This is a genomic window from Prauserella shujinwangii, from assembly GCF_003001955.1.
Lineage (GTDB): Bacteria > Actinomycetota > Actinomycetes > Mycobacteriales > Pseudonocardiaceae > Qaidamihabitans > Qaidamihabitans shujinwangii.
Map to the genome: position 1 here is coordinate 349,435 of NZ_PVNH01000005.1, position 19,615 is coordinate 369,049.

21 protein-coding genes are annotated in these 19,615 nt (G+C 70.6%); 7 read left to right on the top strand and 14 right to left on the bottom strand.

Features of this window, described 5'->3' with window-relative positions; translation table 11 throughout:
* Positions 1-100: 100 nt before the first annotated feature.
* From B0I33_RS14390 to B0I33_RS14410, 5 genes are all read right to left on the bottom strand, one after another.
* Positions 101-2,041, bottom strand: coding sequence for an arabinofuranosyltransferase (locus B0I33_RS14390; protein ID WP_106179253.1), 1,941 nt, complete (start codon positions 2,039-2,041; stop codon positions 101-103).
* An 88-nt stretch (positions 2,042-2,129) separates the two neighbouring features.
* On the bottom strand, positions 2,130-2,366 hold the full coding sequence (locus B0I33_RS14395; protein WP_106179254.1) for a helix-turn-helix transcriptional regulator: 237 nt from the start codon (positions 2,364-2,366) through the stop codon (positions 2,130-2,132).
* The gene (locus tag B0I33_RS14400) at positions 2,366-3,217 is read right to left on the bottom strand and encodes an ABC transporter permease (protein WP_106179255.1); all 852 of its coding nucleotides are present in this window, start codon (positions 3,215-3,217) and stop codon (positions 2,366-2,368) included. The genes B0I33_RS14395 and B0I33_RS14400 overlap by 1 nt, the downstream gene beginning before the upstream one ends.
* Positions 3,214-4,098, bottom strand: a complete 885-nt coding sequence (locus tag B0I33_RS14405; protein WP_219927193.1) for an ABC transporter ATP-binding protein — start codon at positions 4,096-4,098, stop codon at positions 3,214-3,216. The genes B0I33_RS14400 and B0I33_RS14405 overlap by 4 nt, the downstream gene beginning before the upstream one ends.
* 164 nt (positions 4,099-4,262) lie before the next feature.
* Positions 4,263-4,901, bottom strand: a complete 639-nt coding sequence (locus B0I33_RS14410; protein ID WP_106179257.1) for a pyridoxine/pyridoxamine 5'-phosphate oxidase — start codon at positions 4,899-4,901, stop codon at positions 4,263-4,265.
* 57 nt (positions 4,902-4,958) lie between these two features.
* Between B0I33_RS14410 and B0I33_RS14415 the strand changes: the two genes are divergently transcribed.
* Entirely contained in the window at positions 4,959-5,489 is a 531-nt protein-coding gene (locus B0I33_RS14415; RefSeq protein ID WP_106179258.1) for a DUF2020 domain-containing protein, read from the top strand.
* A gap of 184 nt (positions 5,490-5,673) precedes the next feature.
* Positions 5,674-6,126 carry a DUF6918 family protein gene (locus B0I33_RS14420; RefSeq protein ID WP_106179259.1) on the top strand — a complete coding sequence of 151 codons (453 nt, stop codon included), beginning with the start codon at positions 5,674-5,676 and terminating at the stop codon, positions 6,124-6,126.
* 87 nt (positions 6,127-6,213) lie between these two features.
* Here the strand turns inward: B0I33_RS14420 and B0I33_RS14425 are convergent, their stop codons facing one another.
* Positions 6,214-6,969 carry a hypothetical protein gene (locus B0I33_RS14425; protein WP_106179260.1) on the bottom strand — a complete coding sequence of 252 codons (756 nt, stop codon included), beginning with the start codon at positions 6,967-6,969 and terminating at the stop codon, positions 6,214-6,216.
* Between the two features lie 99 nt (positions 6,970-7,068).
* Between B0I33_RS14425 and B0I33_RS14430 the strand changes: the two genes are divergently transcribed.
* A complete protein-coding gene (locus tag B0I33_RS14430; RefSeq protein ID WP_106179261.1) occupies positions 7,069-7,626 on the top strand; it encodes a peptidylprolyl isomerase in 558 nt (185 codons plus the stop codon).
* A gap of 34 nt (positions 7,627-7,660) precedes the next feature.
* Positions 7,661-8,608, top strand: coding sequence for a rhomboid family intramembrane serine protease (locus B0I33_RS14435; protein WP_106179262.1), 948 nt, complete (start codon positions 7,661-7,663; stop codon positions 8,606-8,608).
* Here B0I33_RS14435 and B0I33_RS14440 read toward each other — a convergent pair.
* Both B0I33_RS14440 and crgA read right to left on the bottom strand, forming a co-directional pair.
* Complete coding sequence (locus tag B0I33_RS14440; RefSeq protein ID WP_181193289.1) at positions 8,605-8,970, bottom strand: PH domain-containing protein; 366 nt, start codon at positions 8,968-8,970, stop codon at positions 8,605-8,607. The two genes, B0I33_RS14435 and B0I33_RS14440, sit on opposite strands and share 4 nt — an antisense overlap.
* Positions 8,971-9,092: 122 nt before the next feature.
* Positions 9,093-9,359 carry a cell division protein CrgA gene (crgA, locus tag B0I33_RS14445; protein WP_106179264.1) on the bottom strand — a complete coding sequence of 89 codons (267 nt, stop codon included), beginning with the start codon at positions 9,357-9,359 and terminating at the stop codon, positions 9,093-9,095.
* A 160-nt stretch (positions 9,360-9,519) separates the two neighbouring features.
* Here crgA and B0I33_RS14450 point away from each other — a divergent pair, with 160 nt between their 5' ends.
* The 3 genes from B0I33_RS14450 to B0I33_RS14455 are packed head-to-tail and all read left to right on the top strand — an operon-like array spanning position 9,520 to position 11,422.
* Positions 9,520-10,596, top strand: coding sequence for a class E sortase (locus tag B0I33_RS14450; RefSeq protein WP_245900679.1), 1,077 nt, complete (start codon positions 9,520-9,522; stop codon positions 10,594-10,596).
* Complete coding sequence (locus B0I33_RS29960; protein ID WP_181193290.1) at positions 10,596-10,757, top strand: hypothetical protein; 162 nt, start codon at positions 10,596-10,598, stop codon at positions 10,755-10,757. Before B0I33_RS14450 ends, B0I33_RS29960 begins: the two co-directional genes overlap by 1 nt.
* Before the next feature lie 20 nt (positions 10,758-10,777).
* Positions 10,778-11,422, top strand: coding sequence for an aminodeoxychorismate/anthranilate synthase component II (locus B0I33_RS14455; protein WP_106179266.1), 645 nt, complete (start codon positions 10,778-10,780; stop codon positions 11,420-11,422).
* Positions 11,423-11,486: 64 nt separating this feature from the next.
* Here B0I33_RS14455 and pknB read toward each other — a convergent pair whose 3' ends face one another.
* Genes pknB through B0I33_RS14485 form a run of 6 tightly spaced genes read right to left on the bottom strand, consistent with a single transcriptional unit; the run spans position 11,487 to position 19,540 of the window.
* On the bottom strand, positions 11,487-13,472 hold the full coding sequence (pknB, locus tag B0I33_RS14460; RefSeq protein ID WP_106179267.1) for a Stk1 family PASTA domain-containing Ser/Thr kinase: 1,986 nt from the start codon (positions 13,470-13,472) through the stop codon (positions 11,487-11,489).
* Positions 13,469-14,713 carry a serine/threonine-protein kinase gene (locus tag B0I33_RS14465; protein ID WP_106179268.1) on the bottom strand — a complete coding sequence of 415 codons (1,245 nt, stop codon included), beginning with the start codon at positions 14,711-14,713 and terminating at the stop codon, positions 13,469-13,471. Before B0I33_RS14465 ends, pknB begins: the two co-directional genes overlap by 4 nt.
* A gap of 3 nt (positions 14,714-14,716) precedes the next feature.
* Entirely contained in the window at positions 14,717-16,186 is a 1,470-nt protein-coding gene (locus B0I33_RS14470; protein ID WP_106179269.1) for a peptidoglycan D,D-transpeptidase FtsI family protein, read from the bottom strand.
* Entirely contained in the window at positions 16,183-17,697 is a 1,515-nt protein-coding gene (locus tag B0I33_RS14475; protein WP_106179270.1) for an FtsW/RodA/SpoVE family cell cycle protein, read from the bottom strand. The genes B0I33_RS14470 and B0I33_RS14475 overlap by 4 nt, the downstream gene beginning before the upstream one ends.
* Positions 17,697-19,082 (bottom strand): PP2C family protein-serine/threonine phosphatase, encoded by a 1,386-nt coding sequence (locus B0I33_RS14480; RefSeq protein ID WP_106179271.1) that lies wholly within the window; start codon positions 19,080-19,082, stop codon positions 17,697-17,699. The genes B0I33_RS14475 and B0I33_RS14480 overlap by 1 nt, the downstream gene beginning before the upstream one ends.
* Positions 19,079-19,540 (bottom strand): FHA domain-containing protein FhaB/FipA, encoded by a 462-nt coding sequence (locus B0I33_RS14485; RefSeq protein WP_106179272.1) that lies wholly within the window; start codon positions 19,538-19,540, stop codon positions 19,079-19,081. Before B0I33_RS14485 ends, B0I33_RS14480 begins: the two co-directional genes overlap by 4 nt.
* Positions 19,541-19,615: the final 75 nt, after the last annotated feature.

Sequence of the window (19,615 nt, forward strand, 5' to 3'; positions counted from 1 at the left end):
CACTGCAGAGGAGCCGACCGCAGAGTAGCAAACGGGTGACAGCGGGCAGCCGGTAGCACGGAACATCGACGCTCGGTGAGCCTCCGGAGCACCGCCGACCCTACGCGGTTTGCCTGCGGACGATCACCGTGAACGGCCCGATATCCCGCCGGATGAACTCGGGCGAGTCGAACAGGCGCTCAGGAAACGTGACGGTGTAGCGCTCGACGTTGTGTGCCCGGGGAAAGGCGTCGCGGTGCAGGCGGAGCTGGAGGTCGTCGTCGCCGCGGCGGAGGACGAAGACGGACGGTGCCCGCCACGGGCTCGTGTCGAGCTGCCGGAGCAGGTCGGCGGGCCGTGTCGCCCGCGTCCACCGTTCGATCTCCGCGCGCCGGGCGTCGAAGTCCGCGAGCGGGTTCGCGTAGTGCGGGGTCACCTGCTGGAAACCGTGGAACGGGGCGAAGCTGAGCAGGTTGTGATTCGTCGTGAGCACCACCAGGTCACTCGGCCTCTTCCCGCTCAGCTCCTGGATACCGCTGATGATCGCGCCATTCCAGGCGGCATCCTGCCCGGGGTCGCGCGTCCCGGTGGCCGTGTGGCCGTCCGGGTAGTACGACTCGTAGGCCACGTCGACGGACCGCTCCCAGGTCGTGGGCGTGTTCTGGACGACGTGCGCGGCGGCGAGGACGCCGACCGTGACCAGGACCGGGACACCGGCGCGCAGGCGGGTGGACACTCCGGCGCGGGCCAGGCGGCCCGCACCCTCGGCGACCGCCAGCACGCCCGCGCAGACGAGCACGACGCGCAGCGCGGGCTCGAACCGGAACGCCAGCAATGTCGTCCCGAACGCCAGTGCGGCGGTCGACAGCCCGTACCAGACGTACACCGCGATGGTGGCGATCGCGAGTGCCTGCGCGATCCGGCTGTGCCGGGCCCGCAGGACCAGCCAGCACGTGCCGATCAGCGACAGGACGCCGAGGACCGAGAACTCCACCATCGGGTACGGCAGCTTCGCCTGTGCGAAGTGGAGGTAGCGCGGCGCGGCCTGCGCGGGGAAGCCCTCCGCGGCCGCGGAGACGAGATAGGGCGCCCAGACCAGGAGCGCCGGCGGCAGCATCGCGAGGTTGACGATGGCCAGCCTGCCGACGGTCCGGCTGACGGCCGCCGCGATCGGCTCCCCCGTGTGCCTAGCGAGGAACACGGTCAGCAGTCCCATGCCGACCAGGACGAAGGCGACGAAGCCGAAGTACAGGGTGTACACGGCACCGCTGAGACCGAGGAACAACCCGACGCCGATCAGCCTGCCGTGGGGAACCCGTCCCCGTGCCCGCAGTGCCTGCCAGCCGTGGACCAGCACGGGCGGCATCATCGCGGCGAGCAGCCAGCAGTACGGTTCTCCCGCGCCGACGTCCGTGTCCGGCATGCGCAGCCCGGTCAGCGCCACGGCGAGCGCGATCAGGACGGCCAGCCGCGGCCGCACGATCGTGCCCCACAGGACCGCCACCACCGTCGCCGTGACCGCCATGGTGACGATGGAGTAGGGCTTGTAGGCCTGCCAAGCCGGGATGCCGAACAGGTCCGCGGCGCGGGCGCCGAACCAGAACCAGCCCGCCGGGTAGTACGGCGGCAGGTCGGCGTAGTTCATGTCCTCGGGCACCGGTGACGCCGCGAGCCGCGTCAGGTACTGCAGGCGGAACTGCTGGTCGACCTCGGCGCCGCCGAGGAAGAAGTGGGTCCCGTGCAGTGGCAGGGCGATCATGGCCGTGGTCAGCCCCGAGACGCCGGCCCAGGTCGCCGGATCCGCCCAGCGCGGCCACGGCCGGTGCGCGGTCCCGTACCGCAGCGCCACGGTGATCGTGCCGATCACGAGTACCGCGCCGCCGATGTTGACGAGCGCGGCCGGGACCGCGGTGGCGTGGGGGATCGGCAGTCGGGAGACGACCCACTGGGTGACCGCGCTGGTCAGCGCGGCGACGGTGACGGCAGCGGCGAGCCGCCCGACGAACCGCCAGGGGCGGTCGGCGCGGGTGTGGGGTTGCGCGGCAGCACTCGGCTGCGGCACGAGTTCGGTCGTGGCGGCGATACGTCCGGCACCTCCTCGCGGCCGTGCGGCGAGAGAGTCTACGTGACGGACCTCGTCAGCCCGGCTCTCACGCCGTGCGTTCGGCTCCGATCCGGGGGAACGGCCGGATCGAGAACAGCACCTCCACCGGCACCTCGAAGTACTCCGCCATGCGCAGCGCGAGGTGCAGGCTGGGGCTGTACTCGCCGCGCTCGAGGTACCCCACCGTCTGGTAGTGCACCCCGAGCGCCTCCGCGAGTTCCCGGCGGGAGATCCCCCGCTCCGCGCGCAGCACGGCGATCCGGTTGAAGATCGTTTCGCTCATCAGGCGACCCTCTGCAGTGCCTTCTCGCGGCGCGCGGCCACGCTGGATCCGGACTCCCTCCGCGCCATGCGACGCAGCACGATCGGGGCGACGGCCAGTCCTACCACGGCCCAGGCGCCCAGCGCGGCGAGCGTCTCGAGGTGCCGCCACGACTCGCCGATCTCGGCGGCGACGAGCGCCTCCGGCAGCAGTGCCGAGCGCATGCCGAGGCCGAGCCAGTAGATCGGGAACGCCTGCGCGATCCACTGGATCCACTCGGGATAGCTCGTGACCGGGTAGAAGATGCCCGAGATCGCGATCAGGCCGATGATCGGCAGAAACAGCAGCCCGATGCTGCGCGCGTTCGGGAAGAGCGAGCCGAGCGCCGCTCCGATCGGCATCGTGGCCACCAGCCCGAGAGCGACGACGCCGAGCAGGCCGAGCCACGTCCCCACTCCCGTGAGGGCAAGCCCGTCGAACAGGAACATGCCCGGAACGAGCACGAGCACGAGGCTCACGAGCACCGCTCCGGCGATCCCGACGATCTTGCCGACGAGGTAGCCCAGCATGCCGCCGGGCACCGCCTTCGCCCGCAGCAGCGTGCCGTCCTCGCGTTCCACCGCGAGGTGCTGCGCGATGTTGACGAGCCCGCCGTAGGCCACGTTCATGCCCAGCACACTCGGCAGCGCCATCGCGCCGAGCGAGAAGCCCGTGCCCGGCACCTCGCTGTCCCGCATGACCGTCATCACCACCAGCAGCACGACGGCGGGGAACAGGTAACCCCACAGGTCCTGTGCGGTGGTGAACGTCTGCCGCAGCTCGATCACCCCGCGCTCCAGGCCGGAGCGGATCGCGTTCCACGTCGGGTTCATCGGGCGGCCTCCTCGAAGGAACGGATCACGGCGTCGCCGTGGCCGGACTCGAACTCGTGCACCAGTGCGAGGTAGGTGTCCTCCAGCGACGCCCGCCGCACCTCCAGGTCGGCGACGGTGTCACCGTGCTCGGCGAACAGCCCGCGCACGAACGCGGTCGCGTCGGTGGTGGAGTGGACGAACCGCTCGCCGTCCCGGGTCCACCGCACCTCGGCGCCCGTCGACATGCGCCGTGCCAGCGCGTCGGGGGAGTCGTCGGCGATGATCGAGCCGCCCGCGAGGACCAGGATGCGGTCGGCCAGCTTGTCGGCCTCGTCCAGGTCGTGCGTGGTCAGCAGGATCGTGGTGTCGTCGAGGTCGGCCAGCCGGTGCACGAGGTCGTGGAAGTCCCTGCGCGAGTGCGGGTCGAAGCCCGCGGTGGGTTCGTCGAGGAACAGCACCTCCGGTTTGCCGACGATCCCGACCGCCACGTCCAGCCGCCGCCGCTGGCCCCCGGACAGCCTGCTGACCCGCTTGTCCGCGTGCTCGGTGAGCCCGACGGCCGCGATGAGCTCGTCGGTGTCCCACGGCCGCCCGCGCTCCGCCGTGGAGTACGGCGCGTAGAAGCTGCCGAGGTGACGCAGCAGTTCCCGCACCTGCCACTTGCCGTGGTCCCGCCAGGACTGCAGTACCACGCCGAGCCGGGCGCGCCAGGACTCGCCGCCGCGCGCCGGGTCCACCCCGAGCACCCGCACTTCGCCCGCCGACCGGATGCGGAAACCTTCGAGGATCTCGATGGTGGTCGTCTTGCCCGCCCCGTTCGGCCCGAGCAGCGCGACCACCTCACCGCGGTACGCCCGGAACTCGACCCCGTTCAGCACGTCCACCGGCCCGTACCGCATCCGGAGCCCGCGGACTTCGATCGTGACGTCCTGGTGCGGGCGCGAGCCCGTGCGGGGCGTCCCCAACTCACTCACGGACATGTACCACCCTCCGCTATCCGACGTCCCCAGCAGTTGATAGCAGAGATACTACATGTTACCGAAGATGTGTTGTGTTCGCCGGGTCAGGGGCGGAGTCGTTCCCGGTGCCAGCCGCCGTCCCGCGCGGTGTAGCGCAGGCGGACGTGCCTGCGGTCGTGCCTGCCCTGCCAGAACTCCACGGCCTCCGGGGTCAGCCGGTACCGCGTCCAGTCCCCGGGCACCAGGCCGGGGTCGGCGGCGAGTGCCCGCTCCGCGCGGTCGACGTCCTCGGCCAGCTCGTTGTCGCTCGCCAGTACCTCCGACTGGCCCCCGACGAAGGCCTCCACCCTGGACGCGAACGGCCGCTCGCGGAAGTCGGCCGCCGAGGCCGCGGCGTCGAGCGGGCCGACCGCACCCCGTACGCGGACCTGGCGGGCCCGGTGCGGCCAGAAGAACGTCAGCGCCGCCCGGGGCCGCCCGGCGAGCTGCCGCGCCTTCGGGCTCAGCGCGCTGGTCGCGAAGTACCAGCCCGCGGAGTCGACGTCCTTGAGGATCAGCACCCGCGCGTCCGGGTCCCCGTTCTCGTCCACTGTGGACAACGTCATCGCGTGCGGGGCGAAGCCTCCGGCGCCGGCGTCGTGCAGCCATTCCGCGAACAGCTCGTGCGGCAGCGCGGGTGCGTGGTCCGGGTCGAAATCCGGCAGTTCGGCGGGAAAGGACGGCCAGCCGCGAAGTGCGCTCATGCCAGCCGACCGTACCGGCGGCGAGCCGTCCGGCGGGTCTGGTTCACTCTGCGACTTATGCGACGACTCGTTCTCCTCGGTGCGGCCGCCTCCGTCCTGTTCGCGGGCTGCTCCGGAACCGAAGACCCCGCACCGGCCACGTCCTCCGCTCCGGCGGCCACCTCCGACGCGGCACCGAGCCTGCCGCCCGCACCGGAACCCGCGGCGGCGGAGCCGTGCCCGTACCTCGGCACCGACTTCGTCGCCGACGCCAACGGGCAGCGGGTCGGCGAAGTGCGGGTCTCGGCCGACCAGCCGCACCCGACGTGCTTCTTCTACCGGCCAGACGGCGACATCCAGCTCACCGTGCGTGTCTACACGGGGGAGCCGGAGGTGGCCACCGCGCTCGTCGACCAGGCGGCGCCGGTCGACACGTCCAACCCGACATCGCAGCCTCCTGGCTGGGAGGGCGGCTACGAGTCGACCGACAAGGGTGCCGTGTACGCGGTCGCCAAGGACGGCAACGCCGTCATCGTGACGACCAACCAGCAACAGAGCGTGAAGGCGCGGACGGTCGCCGAAGAGGCGATTTCGGCGCTCGGGATCTGAGCGTGACGGCAGGATGCCACTGCGTGCAGGCCAAGTTGATCTTGTATTACGCTGGCCCGCACGCGCAGGCACCGAGGAACCGGCGCGCTTCCGGTGTAACCCGATCAGTGGTGTGCCGGAGTAGCGAACGACCCCCTGCGAACCAGCACCGTTGATCTCGAAGTGACACGAAGGATTGGAACCCGTGGCTGACACCCTCAAGGAAATCCTGCTCGACTCCAGCCGGCGCCCGGCCGTCGTGACCGACCTGCAGACCCTGATCGACGAGGAAGTCGACGGGAAGAGCGGCGTCTCCGGCACCGTCATCAAGACCGGTTACTCCGCGGTCAAGAAGATCAAGCCGGGCATCATCGGCTCCGCCGTCGACAGCCTGCTCGACGACTTCGCCGCCGCGCTCGAGCCGATCTACGCCGACTTCAAGGCCAGCGGCTCGGCCGACTTCGGTTCCTACCTGCCCACCCGTGCCGACGAGGCCTCGGACGCGCTGCTGTCGGTGACCGACGCCCGCGCGGAGAAGAGCAGCCGCGACAGCATCAAGAAGGTCTACAGCAAGCTCCGCCCGAAGGGTAAGGAGAACGTCGAGGAGGCGCTGCCCCGGCTCGGCAAGCTGATCGACAAGCACGCCGCCTCCGCCTGATCGCGCACTCCCCTCAGCAGTGAAGGCCACCTTCAGTGCGTTGAACGCACTGAAGGTGGCCTTCACTGCCTCTGCGGCCGGCGGCTGTCAGCTCTTCTTCTGCTGCTGCTTGGCCGCCGACTGCTGTCCGTTCGTCTGTGCCGAGGAGCCCTGCTTGGCGGAACCCGGCTTGTCGGCCTTCTCCTCCGTCTGCTTCGCCGACGCCGAGCCCGAAGAGCCCGAAGAACCGGCGGAAGCCGTGGCGGCAGGCCTGCTCTGTGCCGAGCCCGTCGACTGGCCGTCGGTGCTCCGCGGCGGCGCGGGCGCGATCGGCGGCTCGGCCTTGGGCCTGCTCGCGTAGGCGATGCCCGCGAGCACCGCGCCGAGCCCGAGCAGCCACGGCCACTTGCGCCGCTTGGCCTTGTGCTCGCCCTTGGCGGCGATCCTCGCCTCCGCCATCGCGGCGCGGAACTCCTTCTTGGCGGCCTTGAACTCCTTCTTGGCCCGCCGCTTCGACTGCCCGGCCGACTTCGCGGCCTTGATGGCCGCCTTGCGCGCCTTCCGGGTCGGCTCCCGCAGCTCCTCGCGGCGCTCGTCGGCGACCTTGCGCGCCTGCTTGGCGTTCTTCGCGAGCTCCTTGCGGGCCACCTTCGCGCGCTGGGCCAGCTCCTTGCGCGCCTTGCGGGAGTTCTTCGCGAACTCCTTCCGCGCCTCCTCCGTGCCCTCGGCGAACCGGTGCTCGGCGACCTGCGCGGCGTGTGCGGCCGCCTCGGCTCCCGCCTTGCTCATCTCCAGAGCCCGTTGGCGCAGGGTGAGCGAGCCGGCGCGGTTCGACTCACCCGCCTTGTCCGCGGCCCGAGTCATGGCCTTCACCTCGTCAATCATGATCGATAACGGTCGGCTGCAACTTGTACGCCACCCCTATCCTGCCCCTTTCCGGGCGATCTCGCTGCGGATGGCACGATGAGCTGCGTGACTGAGAGCAGCGGATCCCCCATCAGTGGCACTGTGAAGGCCACCCTGCACACCAACCGTGGGGACATTCACCTCAATCTTTTCGCGGACCACGCACCGAAGACGGTCGCGAACTTCGTGGGCCTCGCCGAGGGCACCAAGGAGTACACGCAGCCGAACGCCAGGGGCGAGAAGTCGGGTCCGTTCTTCGACGGGTCGATCTTCCACCGCGTGATCGACGGCTTCATGATCCAGGGCGGCGACCCGACCGGCACCGGCCGCGGCGGGCCGGGTTACCGGTTCGGCGACGAGTTCCACCCGGAGCTGCAGTTCAACCGCCCCTACCTGCTGGCGATGGCGAACGCGGGGCCCGGCACCAACGGCTCGCAGTTCTTCATCACCGTCGCGCCGACCACGCACCTCAACTTCAAGCACACGATCTTCGGTGAGGTCGCCGACCAGGAGTCGCGCGAGGTCGTCGACACGATCGCGCGCACCGCGACCGGTCCGGCGGACAAGCCGCTCGAGGACGTCGTCATCGAGCGGGTCGAGATCGAGCGTTCCTGACCCGGTTCACGCGGGCGGGTACGTTGGAAGCATCGTGAACCAACCGCCTTATCCGCCGCAGTACGGGCAGCAGCCGCAGCAGGAGGCACTGCCCGGGTGCTGGTGGCACCCCGACCGGCAGACCGGCCTGCGCTGCACGCGTTGCGAGCGGCCGGCCTGCCCGGATTGCCTGCGCGAGGCTTCCGTCGGCCACCAGTGCATCGACTGCGTGCAGTCGGCGCGGCAGCAGCAGCGGGCACACGCCGCCCGGTACCGCAAGGCCGGGTACGGCTCGCGCACGGTGGCCGGCGCGCGGGTGTCGCAACGGCTCACCGTCGTACCCGCCCTCATCGCGCTGAACGTGCTCGTCTACGTGGTCACGGCCGTGCAGGCGATGGACCCGATGCAGAACCAGACCTCGGGTCTGTTCAACGACTGGGTGCTGTGGCCGGCGGGCATCGTGCTGCAGGACGAGTGGTGGCGGCTGTTCACCTCGGGGTTCCTGCACTACGGCCTGATCCATCTCGGTATGAACATGCTGGCGCTGTGGATCCTCGGCCGGGACCTCGAACTGTTGCTGGGCAAGGCGCGCTTCCTGGCGCTGTACCTCGTCTCGCTGTTCGGCGGGGCGGCGCTGGTGTTCGCGTTCGGCGACGTGCGGACGGGTACCGCGGGCGCGTCCGGTGCGATCTACGGGTTGCTCGCGGCGATCCTCATCGCGGTGCTGCGGCTGCGGCTCAACCCGACCGGCGCCATCGGCATCATCGTGCTGAACATCATCATCACGGTGACCATCCCCGGCATCTCGCTGCTGGGGCACCTCGGCGGGTTCGTCGCGGGTGTCCTCGTGATGGTCGCCATGGTGTACGCCCCGGAGAAGCGCCGCACCACCTACCAGGTGGGTGCCGCGGTGCTGGTCACGGTGGCGCTGGCCGGGCTCGTGCTCTACCGGGACGCCCAGTTGACCGCCGCGATCTGCGGTGCGGCCGGCATCAGCTGCTAGCCGGTGCGCAACCGCATCAGGTGGTCGTAGACGTCCCTGGGATCCGCGCCGAGCTCGAGCCTGCCGAGCACCACCAGGTCCGCTCCCTCCACCTCGAGCACGGTGACGTCCCGGCCGAAGCGCCGTGTGGTCGCCAGCTCCAGCCGGACCTCGGCCCAGCCGAGCCGGTGCGAGCGACCGAGCGTGCGGACGTGCAGGCCCTCCGCGTCGGCGGTGAGCCGGGGCCGGACCAGCGTGCCGTGGGCGGCCGCCGCGAGGGCGGCGACCGCACCGACCCCGAAGAGCAACGCGCCGGGCCGGTCGCCCACGAGGCCGGTGAACAACGCCCCGGCGAGGGCGGCGAGACCCAGCAGCCATGCCACCCCTACCACACCGGGGTGCGGAGCCCAGCGGGGGTTATCCACAGACGTTGTCCACAGTGGGGATTAGTGACACTGTTGTAATTCGGTACGCCATTCGGGTCAATCCGCAGTGCCGGCCATGGTCATCGCCAGCGCATGGTCATGAGCAGACCGGCGATCATCAACGCGAATCCGATCGCGAAGTTCCAGTTGCCGAGCTCCAGCATGAAGGGGATCTTGTCGCCGGCGAGGTAGTTCACCACGAGCCATACCAGGCCGAGCAGCATCAGCCCGAACATCACACCCTTGTAGATCGGGTGCGACGGGCCCGCCGCGCGTACCTTGACCGGAGTGCGGCGATCGGCCGGCGGGGTGTACGCCGTCTTCTTACGGACCTTGGACTTGGGCATCGGAGTCCTCGTGTGCTGTCGGGCAGATCCGCGGCGGTGCGCAACCGCCGCCTAGTGAACACGTTAACGTAACCGAGCGGGTGCTAGAACCGGGGAGCAGGCGCCGCACAGGCTTTGGATGGTGAGGGCGGGCACGCCACCGTGCCCGAGAGGAGCTCGCGTGTCGAGGTACGAGGAGCCGGAGACCCGGGAGATCCCTGTCCCCGGCTTGGCGCGCAGACCGGACGGCAGGCAGGGCAGACCCACGGGTCAGCCTCCCCGGAGGACAGAACGGCGGGAGGCCGCACCGCCGAGGCGTCCGGCCGGGCCGCCCCGGCACCACCCGCGGCAGGAGCCACGCCAGTCGCGCGAGGAGGAGACCCGTCCGATCCGGGTGCCGCCGCCCGAGCCTCCCGAGGACCCGCCCGCGGCGCCGCCGGAGAACCCGGAGAGCCCGCGTTCCGGCGGCGGCCGGGGCAGGATCGTGGTGCGCACGGTGGGTGAACTGCTGATCACCATGGGTCTGGTGGTGCTGCTCTTCGTGGTCTACGAGCTGTACGTGACCAACCTGATGTCCGCCCAGCTGCAGCGGGAGGCCAGCGCCGACCTGGACGAGCGCTGGTCGCAGGAGCGGGAGCTGCGTGCGGAGCCGCTCGAGGGCGAGGCCTTCGCCCGGATCTACATCCCGTCGTTCGGCGCCGACTGGGGCTTCACGATCCAGGAGGGCACCGACGGCCCGACCCTGGAGATCGGCCCGGGGCACTATGTCGACACGGCGATGCCCGGCGAGCCCGGCAACTTCGGCGTCGCGGGCCACCGGGTCGGCAAGGGTGCCCCGTTCAACGACCTGGACCTGCTGAACTCGTGCGACGCGATCGTCGTCGAGACGGCGCGGAGCTTCTTCGTCTACCGGGTGCTGCCGATGAAGGACGAGGTCGCGAACTGGGCCCAGCGGAAGGCGAGCGACCCGGCGTGTGCCAACGTCGCTCCGCTGCAGGACGAGCAGGGGGCCTACGACCAGACGTTCGGGCGGGTCATCGTGCTGCCGCAGCGTGGTGACGCCGTGGCGCCCGTGCCGTACCAGCCGTCGAACGTCCTGCCACCCGCCTCGCAGGCGTCGCTGATGACGCTCACGACGTGTCACCCGCAGTTCTCGGACCGGCAGCGGCTCATCATCCACTCCGTGCTGACGAACGAGTACCAGAAGCAGCCGGGTACCGGGTACGACGATCTGCTGCGCGAGATCGGGGAGGCGTGATGTACGGCTGGATCTGGCGGCACCTGCCCGGTCCGCTCGCGGTCCGGGTGGCCCTGGCCGCGCTGCTCGTCGCCGGGGCGGTCGCGCTGCTGATGTTCGTGGTCTTCCCCTGGGCGGAACCGCTGCTGCCGTTCAACGACGTGGCGGTCAACCCCAGCTGACCGCCGCTAGGCTGTCCGGTATGCGCGTACTCGTCGTCGACAACTACGACAGCTTCGTCTACAACCTGGTGCAGTACCTGGCGCAGCTGGGCGCCGACTGCACGGTGTGGCGCAACGACGTCGTGGCGCTCGACGACATCGCCTCGTTCGACGGCGTCCTCGTCTCGCCCGGCCCCGGCACGCCCGAGCGCGCCGGGCAGAGCATCGACGTCGTGCGCCGCTGTGCCGCCGACTCCGTGCCGATGCTCGGCGTCTGCCTCGGGCACCAGGCCATCGGCGTCGCGTGGGGCGCGACCGTGGACCGGGCACACGAGCTGCTGCACGGCAAGACCAGCCAGGTGCACCACGAGGGCGCCGGCGTGCTGGCGGGGCTGCCGAACCCGTTCACCGCCACGCGCTACCACTCGCTGACGGTGCTCGCGGACACGATCCCCGCGGAGTTCCAGGTGACCGCCCGCACCGAGTCCGGTGTGGTGATGGGCATGCGGCACCGGGAGCTGCCGATCGAGGGCGTCCAGTTCCACCCGGAGTCCGTGCTCACCGAGAGCGGCCACCGGATGCTGGCCAACTGGATGGCCTCGGCCGGCCACCCGGTGCCCGAGCGGACCGTGCGGGACCTGGAGCAGGCGACCCGGTCGCTCCAGCAGGCAGCCGCCGCCGTGTGACCAGCCGCGCGGGCTCGTGAGTGAAGAACGTCGTTCTCACCACGTTCTTCACTCACGAGCCTGGTTAGCCGTTGCCGATGCCCGGCAGGCCCGGCTCACTCGACGACGTCTCCGTCGAGCCCTCGTCGTCCGCCCCGATGAACAGCGTGATCTGCTGGGTCTTCGTGATCGTGCTGCCCGGAGCCGGGTCGGTGTTGGTCACCCGGCCGACGAGCTCCTCGTCGTTGACCTCCTCCGTTTGCCGGTTCACGGAGCCCTCCCAGCCCGCGTTCCGCAGTTCGGCGAGCGCCTGGTCCTCCGTCATGTTGCGCAGGTCGGGCAGCTGGATCTGCTGCTGCGAGCCGTTGGAGACGTCGAGGCGCACCTCCGTGCCCACCTCGACCTGGCCGCCGTTGGGTTCCTGGCCCACGACCTGACCCTCGGGCGCGTCGGAGTCGACGTCGTTGCGCACCACGGTCAGCCCGGCGTCCTCCAGGGCGGCCTTCGCCTCCTCGAACGACTTGCCGGTGAAGTTCTGCACCTCGACCAGGTCGGGCTGCGTGCCGATGGTGATCCGGACCGAGCTGCCCTCCTCGACCTCGGTCCTGGCCTTCGGATCCTGCTCGATGACCTTGCCGTACAGGTTCTCGTCGTTGACCTCGGCCTCCTCGACCGTCTGGTCGAGCACGAGATTCGCCTGCTGGAGCGCCGCCTCCGCGTCCTCGCGGGACATGCCCGACAGGTCAGGCACCTTGACCTTGGCCGGCGCCGTGCCCACCTGGAGCACGATCTGGCTGGTGGGTTCGATCCGCTGCCCCGCGCCGGGGTCGGTGCTGATCACCCTGCCGATCTGCTCGCTGGTGCAGGACGCGTCCTCGCCGCCGCCCTGCGGGCTGCACACGATGTCCTCCCGCCGGAAGTTGCTGAAGCCCTCCTGCCGCAGTGTTTGCTCGGCCTGCTGGTAGGTGACGTCGGTGACGTCGGGCACCGCGATGAGCTCCGGATCGCTGCGAAAGGCACCCGAGATCCACAGGACGAACAGCACCGCGCCAGCCAGCAGTGCCAGCAGCAGCGCCAGCAGGAGGGCACGCTTGCGCCGTCGCCGCCTGGCGTCCTCCTCGTCGTCGTAGCCGTACTCGTCGGGATCGGCCGCGTAGGCGGTGGTGGGCTGGCCGGCGCCGAGCACCTGCGTGCGTTCCTCGTCCGACATCACCATCGGCGCCGACGGCCGCTGGCCGGACAGCGTGCGCACGAGGTCCGACCGCATCTCGGCGGCGGACTGGTACCGGTTCGGCGCGCCCTTGGCGAGCGCCTTGAGCACCACCGCGTCCAGCTCGGGCGACACGGCCGGGTTCACCGCCGACGGCGGCCGCGGGTCCTCCCGGACGTGCTGGTAGGCCACCGCGACGGGTGAGTCACCCGTGAACGGCGGCTCCCCGGTGACCAGCTCGTAGAGCACGCAGCCGGCCGCGTAGACGTCACTGCGCGCGTCCACCTGCTCACCGCGCGCCTGCTCCGGCGACAGGTACTGCGCGGTGCCGATGACGGCGGCGGTCTGCGTCATGGCCGCCTGGCCGTCGTGCACGGCGCGGGCGATGCCGAAGTCCATCACCTTCACCGCGCCGTTGCGGGTGATCATGATGTTGGCCGGCTTCACGTCCCGGTGCACGATCCCGTGCCGGTGGGAGAAGTCGAGCGCGGCGCACACATCGGCCATGACCTCCATGGCGCGCTTCTGCGACATCGGACCCTCGGTCTTGACGATGTCCCGCAGCGTCCGGCCCTCGACGAACTCCATCACGATGTAGGGCAGCGGCCCGTACTCGGTGTTCGCCTCGCCCGTGTCGTACACCGCGACGATGGCCGGGTGGTTGAGCGCGGCCGCGTTCTGTGCCTCCCGCCGGAAGCGCTCCTGGAACTGGGGGTCGCGCGCGAGGTCGGCACGCAGGATCTTCACGGCGACCTCGCGGCCGAGCCGGACGTCGTGACCGTGGTGGACCTCGGACATACCGCCGTAGCCGAGCGTGTCGCCCAGCTCGTAGCGGTTCGAGAGCAGTCGGGGTGCGCTCATTGCCTGGTGCCGTTCCATTCCGTCTGTGTCATCTCCAACGCGCTGTCTCCCTCGGATGGACGTTCGGGGGTCGTCCACCAGTTGTCCGGAACCCCGCCGGATTCGTTCTCGTAACCATCCGACGGGCGCACGTCGATCGGGCCGGGCGCTCGCTCACCGGTCGCCCGCAGCAGCACCGGGACCAGCACCGCGGCCGCGACCAGCGCAACGAAGACCAGCGTGAGAAGTATCCACAACGCGGTGTTGCGCCGTCGTTGTACCGGCACCTGAGGTGCCATGGCCCCCGTGTGTGGACCCGGTACGGGAGCCATGGTGGGGTGGGAGGTGGGTCCGACCGGTGCCATGGGACCTGCCGGAACCCCGGGATTCGGCAGGTAACCCGCGCTGACCAGGCCCGCCGGTGCGGGCAGCGGGCGGCCTGCGCGCACCGCGGCCACGGCGGCCGCGAACTCCCCTCCGCCCGCGTAGCGCTGCCGGGGGTCCTTGACCAGGGTGGCCTCGATCACCGCCCGCGCACCCGGCGGCACGTCCGGCGGCAGCGGCGGTGGCACGTCCCTGATGTGCATCATCGCGACCGTGACGGCGTTCTCGGAGAGGAACGGCCTACGCCCCGCGAGGCACTCGTAACCGCACACGGCCAGCGAGTAGACGTCGCTCGCCGGCTCGGCGTCGTGGCCGAGAGCCTGCTCGGGGGCGATGTAGTGGGCGGTGCCCATCACCATCCCCGAGCGGGTCACCGGCGCGGCGTCGGCGGCCTTCGCGATCCCGAAGTCGGTGAGCTTCACCATGCCGGTGCCGCTCACCAGGATGTTGCCGGGTTTGACGTCCCGGTGCACCAGGCCGCGCTCGTGCGCGGCCTGCAGCGCCCGGCCCGCCTGCTCCAGGATGTCCAGCGTCCGCTCGGCGGAGATGCGGCCCTCCCGCGCGAGGATGGCGGCGAGTGGCTCGCCCTCGACCAGCTCCATGACCAGGAAGGCGATCGAGTCCTCGCCCGCGTCGGTCTCGCCGTAGTCGTGCACCGCCGCGATTCCCGGATGGTTGAGTGACGCGGTGGTCCGCGCCTCGGTGCGGAAGCGGTGCAGGAACTCGGCGGCACCGGACAGCTCGGCCTTGAGGATCTTCACGGCGACAGTCCGGTCGAGACGGGTGTCGTTCGCTTCCCACACCTCGCCCATCCCGCCGACCGCGATGCGGCGAGTCAGCCGGTATCGCTCGGCGACGAGTTGTCCGGACGCGGGCATCCGCTATCCACCCCCGAGGGCGGCGGCGATCGTGGCCCTGCCGATCTCCGCGGCGACGGTGCCGCCCGTGGCGGCGAGCCCGCGGTCACCACCGGACTCCACGATGACGGCGACGGCGACCTTGGGGTCGTCGTGCGGGGCGAACGCCGTGTACCACGCGTGCGGTGGCGTGGCCTTCGGGTCGACACCGTGCTCGGCGGTACCGGTCTTGGACGCGATCCGCAGCGCGGGGTCCTTCCCGCCACCGCTGGTGTTCGCCTCCGAGGCGATCATCATGTCGGTGAGCACGTCGGCGTTGGCCGCCGACAGCGCGGGCTCACCGGTCAGCTCCTCGGGGGAGAAGTCCTCGATCGTCGACAGGTCGGGCGCGAGCAGGGAGTCGATGAGCCGCGGCTTCATCGCGACGCCGTCGTTGGCGACGGTCGCCGACAGCAGGGCGTCCTGCATCGGCGTGAGCCGGACGTCGCGCTGGCCGATGCCGCTCTGGTACAGCTCCGCCTGGCTCGCCAGGTCGCCGAGCTCGGAGGGGACCACCCGCATGGGCACGAACAGGTCGGTCATGCCGATGCCGAAGTTCGCCGCCGTCTCCCGCAGCTTCTCCGCGCCCAGCTGCCCGGCCAGCTCCGCGAACGCGGTGTTGCACGAGTAGGCCAGCGCGTCCTTCAGCGTGTTGCCCGGACACGGCTGCCCCGCGAAGTTCTCCAGGTCGGCTGTGGTACCGGGCAGCGTGATGTTGGCCTGGCTGGTGACCCGCGTGTCGGCGTTCGCGCCGTTCTCCAGCGCGGCGGCCGTCGTGACGATCTTGAACGTGGAGCCCGGCGGGTAGGTCTCCTTGATCGCCCGGTTGAGCATCGGGTTCTGCGGGGCGTTGGTGAACTGCTCCCACGCCTGCTGCTGCTTGTCGCTGTTGTGCGAGGCGAGCCGGTTGGGGTCGTAGGACGGCGTGGAGACCATCGCGAGGATCTCCCCGGTCTTCGGGTCCAGCGCCACGACCGAGCCCGTGAACCCGCGCTCGGTCATCGCCCGGTACGCGGCCTGCTGCACCGAGGGCCGCACGGTCAGCCGGACGTTGCCGCCACGCGGGTCGCGGCCGGTGATCATGTCCGAGAGCCTGCGGACGAACAGCCGGGGATCGGAGCCGTTGAGGAACTCGTCCATCTCGCGTTCCAGCCCGCCCGCGCCGTAGCGGATCGAGTAGTACCCGGTCACGGGCGCGTACATCGGGCCGTTGGCGTACGTGCGGCGGAACGAGAACCGGTCGTCGGTGGGCTTGACGCCCGCCAGTACCTGACCCGCGGCCTCGGACACGATCTTGCCGCGTTCCCGGGAGTACTCGTCGAGCAGCACGCGGGTGTTGCGGCCGTCGGACCGGTAGTCGTCGGCCTTCACGAACTGGACGTAGGTGGCGTTCACCAGCAGCAGGGTCACCATGACGAGCATGGCGACGCCGACCTTGCGCAGCGGTGTGTTCACGGGTACCTCCCCCCTCCCGCGGCCTGGTCACCGGGACCGCCTGTCTGTTGTTGCGGAGGCCGCTGCACCATCACGGTGTGCGCCTCGGCCAGCGGCGCCTGCTGCACCGGCTGCCGCGGTTTCGCGGAGGCCTGCGGCCTGCGGGCCGCGTCGGAGATGCGCAGCAGGAGCGCGACCAGGATGTAGTTGGCGAGCAGCGACGACCCACCGTAGGACAGGAACGGCGTGGTGATGCCCGTCATCGGGATGAGCTTGGTGACCCCGCCCACGATGACGAACACCTGCATGATGATCGCGAACGAAAGGCCGCCGCCGAGCAGCTTGCCGAACGTGTCGCGCACGGCGAGCGCACCACGCATCCCCCGCATGGCCAGCAGCAGGTAGAGCATCAGCACCGCGCTGAGCCCGACGAAGCCGAGTTCCTCGCCGATCGCGGCGGTGATGAAGTCGGTGTTGGCCTCGGGCACCGTGTCCGGCCTGCCCGAGCCGAGCCCGGTGCCGAACATGCCGCCCGTGCCGAGGCCGAACAGGCCCTGGGCGATCTGGTAGCCGCCACCCGGCTCGTTGTACGTCGCCAGCGGGTCGATCCAGTTCGCCACCCGCTGCTGCACGTGCGTGAACAGCTGATAGGCGATCAACGCGCCGCCGAGGAACATCGTGAGGCCCACGACCACCCAGATGATCCGCTCGGTGGCCACGTAGAGCATCACGAGGACGATGCCGAAGAACAGCAGCGCGGTGCCGAGGTCCTTCTCGAACACCAGGATCCCGAGGCAGGCGACGGCCGCGATGAGGATCGGCCCGAGGTCGCGGGCTCGCGGCAGCTCGACGCCGAGCACGCGCTTGCCCGCGGCCATGAACAGGTCCCGCTTCGCGACGAGGAACGACGCGAAGAAGATCATCAGCAGGATCTTGGCGAACTCGCCGGGCTGGATGGAGAAGCCGGGCAGCTTCAGCCACACCTTCGCGCCGTTGACCTCGGACAGCGACCTCGGCAGCAGCGCGGGCAGCGCCAGCGCGACGATCCCCACCAGGCCGAACGTGTACGCGTAGCGGGTCAGCGTGCGGTGGTCCTTCACCACCGCGAGCACCCCGAGGAACAGCGCCAGCGCGACCACCGTGAACAGCACCTGACGCGGCGCCTCCGACGAGACCTCCTGCGACAGCGAGATGGCCCGCTCGGCTTCCGCCAGATCGATGCGGTAGATCATCACCAGCCCGAGGCCGTTGAGCAGGGCCACGCAGGGCAGGATGAGCGGATCCGCGTACGGCGCCCAGCGCCGCACGGCCAGGTGTGCCACGGCGAAGATGGCCAGGTAGGCCAGCCCGTACCAGACGACGGCCCAGGACAGCTCCTGCTCCTGGTTCGCCTGGACGAGGACGAACGCCGAGGTGACGATGAACGCGGCGAACGCGAGCAGCGCCAGCTCGGTGCCGCTGCGTTTCGGCAGCTCGCGGGGCGGGTTGGTCGCGTACTGGGCCGCCCGCGAGGCGGATCCCGGCTGACTCATCAGCCACCGCCCGGGTCGGGCGCCGGGCGGCAGTCCACCCCCGGCTGCCCACCCTGCTCTCGCCCTGTGGTCGGCGTCTCGGTCGGCTGTGCGGTGGCGGACTCGCCCTGTCCGATCCCGCCGACGACCCCGCCGCCCTGCGGCTGCTCCTCGTCGCAGATCTCCAGGACGTTGTTGCGCCGCAGGGTGTCGATGTAGTCGCGCGACTCGGCGAGGCTGTCCCGCTTCACGCCGCCCAGCACCGCGTCCCGCGCGTCCTGCTGCAGGTCGGAAAGGCGCAGCGGCTCGCACAGCGTCGCCTCGGGGGCACACGAGCCCTCCGCCTGCTGGTGCAGGTCGAAACCGAGGATGCTGCCCGGAACGCCCTGGTAGATCACCACCTCCTGGTCGGTGCCCACCCCGACGTAGTACTGGCGCAGGACGAAGTACCGCGTGGCGATCACCGCGGCCGCGAGCAGGATCACGGCGAGGCCGAACGCCATGAGCAGCCGCAAGCGTTTGCGGCGCTTGGCCTTCGGGTCCGGCGGGGGCTCCGCGGGCTCGACCCGCTGCGGCTGCGGGGTGGGCGCGGTGAGCGCCCTCGCCCTGGCCGCGGGGGAGTCGCCCTGGTGGCCCTCGTCGCTGCCGTCGCCCGCGGCGCCGCCCACGATGGGTGCGTCGTCGCCGAAGTCGACGTCGACGACGTCCGCCACGATCACGGTGACGTTGTCGGTGCCGCCGCCCTTCAGCGCGAGCTCGATCATTCGGTCCGCGCACTCCTGCGGGTCCGGGATCTGCATCGCCTCGGCGAGCGTCTCGTTGCTGACCATCCCGGACAGGCCGTCCGAGCAGAGCAGGTACCGGTCGCCGGCGCGGGCCTCGCGCACCGTGAAGCTCGGCTCCACCTCGTGCCCGGTGAGGGCCTTCAGCAGCAGCGAACGCTGCGGGTGGGTGGCGGCCTCGTCCTCGGTGATCCGGCCCTGCTCGAGAAGTTCGTTGACGAAGCTGTCGTCGCGGGTGATCTGGCTGAACTGTCCTCCGCGCAGGAGGTAGGCGCGCGAGTCGCCGACGTGCACCAGGCCGAGCCGCGAGCCCGAGAACAGCACCGCGGTCAGCGTGGTGCCCATGCCGTCGAGGTCGGGGTCGTTCGCCACCAGCTCGGAGATCGCGGCGTTGCCCTGCGCCACGGCTTCCCTGAGCTGGCTGAGCAGGTCGTCGCCGGGCTCGTCGTCGTCGAGCGGTGCCAGCGACGCGATGACGACCTTGCTGGCCACCTCGCCGGCGGCGTGGCCGCCCATGCCGTCGGCCAGGGCAAGCAGGCGCGGGCCGGCGTAGACCGAGTCCTGGTTGCTGGAACGGACCAGACCCCGGTCACTGCGGGCCGCGTAGCGAAGGACGAGTGTCATGGGCGAAGCTCGATCACCGTCTTGCCTATCCGGATGGGGACGCCGAGCGGGACTCGGAGGGGTGCAGTGACCTTAGCCCGGTCGAGGTACGTGCCGTTCGTCGAGCCCAGATCTTCGACATACCACTCGTCCCCCCGCAGCGAAAGGCGGGCGTGCCGCGTGGACGCGTAGTCGTCGTCGAGCACCAGGGTGGAGTCGTCCGCCCGCCCGATCAGGATCGGCTTGCCATCCAGCGCGATCCGGGTGCCGGCGAGCGCTCCATGAGTCACCACGAGCTGCCGTGGGGCCTTCCCGCCCCTCGGCTTCTTCTCCTTGCCGCGCCGGAAGCTCGGCACGTTGACGCGCAGACCCGACGCGGCGTACAGGTCCGAGCGCACGACCCGCAGCGCGGCGAGCACGAACAACCAGAGCAGGAGGAGAAACCCTGCTCTGGTGAGTTGAACGACCAGCTCTGGCACCTGTTGTGTCAGCTCCCGCCTCGTCGCGCCCTGCCCGTGGCGCCGTGTCCTTCCGATCCGCGATGCCCACCCGGC

Bases quoted from the DNA above. Each gene is read 5' to 3' on its own strand.
- B0I33_RS14395 (WP_106179254.1), bottom strand. From the start codon at position 2,366: ATGAGCGAAACGATCTTCAACCGGATCGCCGTGCTGCGCGCGGAGCGG.
- B0I33_RS14400 (WP_106179255.1), bottom strand. From the start codon at position 3,217: ATGAACCCGACGTGGAACGCGATCCGCTCCGGCCTGGAGCGCGGGGTG.
- B0I33_RS14405 (WP_219927193.1), bottom strand. From the start codon at position 4,098: ATGCGGTACGGGCCGGTGGACGTGCTGAACGGGGTCGAGTTCCGGGCG.
- B0I33_RS14410 (WP_106179257.1), bottom strand. From the start codon at position 4,901: ATGAGCGCACTTCGCGGCTGGCCGTCCTTTCCCGCCGAACTGCCGGAT.
- B0I33_RS14415 (WP_106179258.1), top strand. From the start codon at position 4,959: ATGCGACGACTCGTTCTCCTCGGTGCGGCCGCCTCCGTCCTGTTCGCG.
- B0I33_RS14425 (WP_106179260.1), bottom strand. From the start codon at position 6,969: ATGACTCGGGCCGCGGACAAGGCGGGTGAGTCGAACCGCGCCGGCTCG.
- B0I33_RS14430 (WP_106179261.1), top strand. From the start codon at position 7,069: ATGAGCTGCGTGACTGAGAGCAGCGGATCCCCCATCAGTGGCACTGTG.
- crgA (WP_106179264.1), bottom strand. From the start codon at position 9,359: ATGCCCAAGTCCAAGGTCCGTAAGAAGACGGCGTACACCCCGCCGGCC.
- B0I33_RS29960 (WP_181193290.1), top strand. From the start codon at position 10,596: ATGTACGGCTGGATCTGGCGGCACCTGCCCGGTCCGCTCGCGGTCCGG.
- B0I33_RS14455 (WP_106179266.1), top strand. From the start codon at position 10,778: ATGCGCGTACTCGTCGTCGACAACTACGACAGCTTCGTCTACAACCTG.
- pknB (WP_106179267.1), bottom strand. From the start codon at position 13,472: ATGAGCGCACCCCGACTGCTCTCGAACCGCTACGAGCTGGGCGACACG.
- B0I33_RS14465 (WP_106179268.1), bottom strand. From the start codon at position 14,713: ATGCCCGCGTCCGGACAACTCGTCGCCGAGCGATACCGGCTGACTCGC.
- B0I33_RS14475 (WP_106179270.1), bottom strand. From the start codon at position 17,697: ATGAGTCAGCCGGGATCCGCCTCGCGGGCGGCCCAGTACGCGACCAAC.
- B0I33_RS14480 (WP_106179271.1), bottom strand. From the start codon at position 19,082: ATGACACTCGTCCTTCGCTACGCGGCCCGCAGTGACCGGGGTCTGGTC.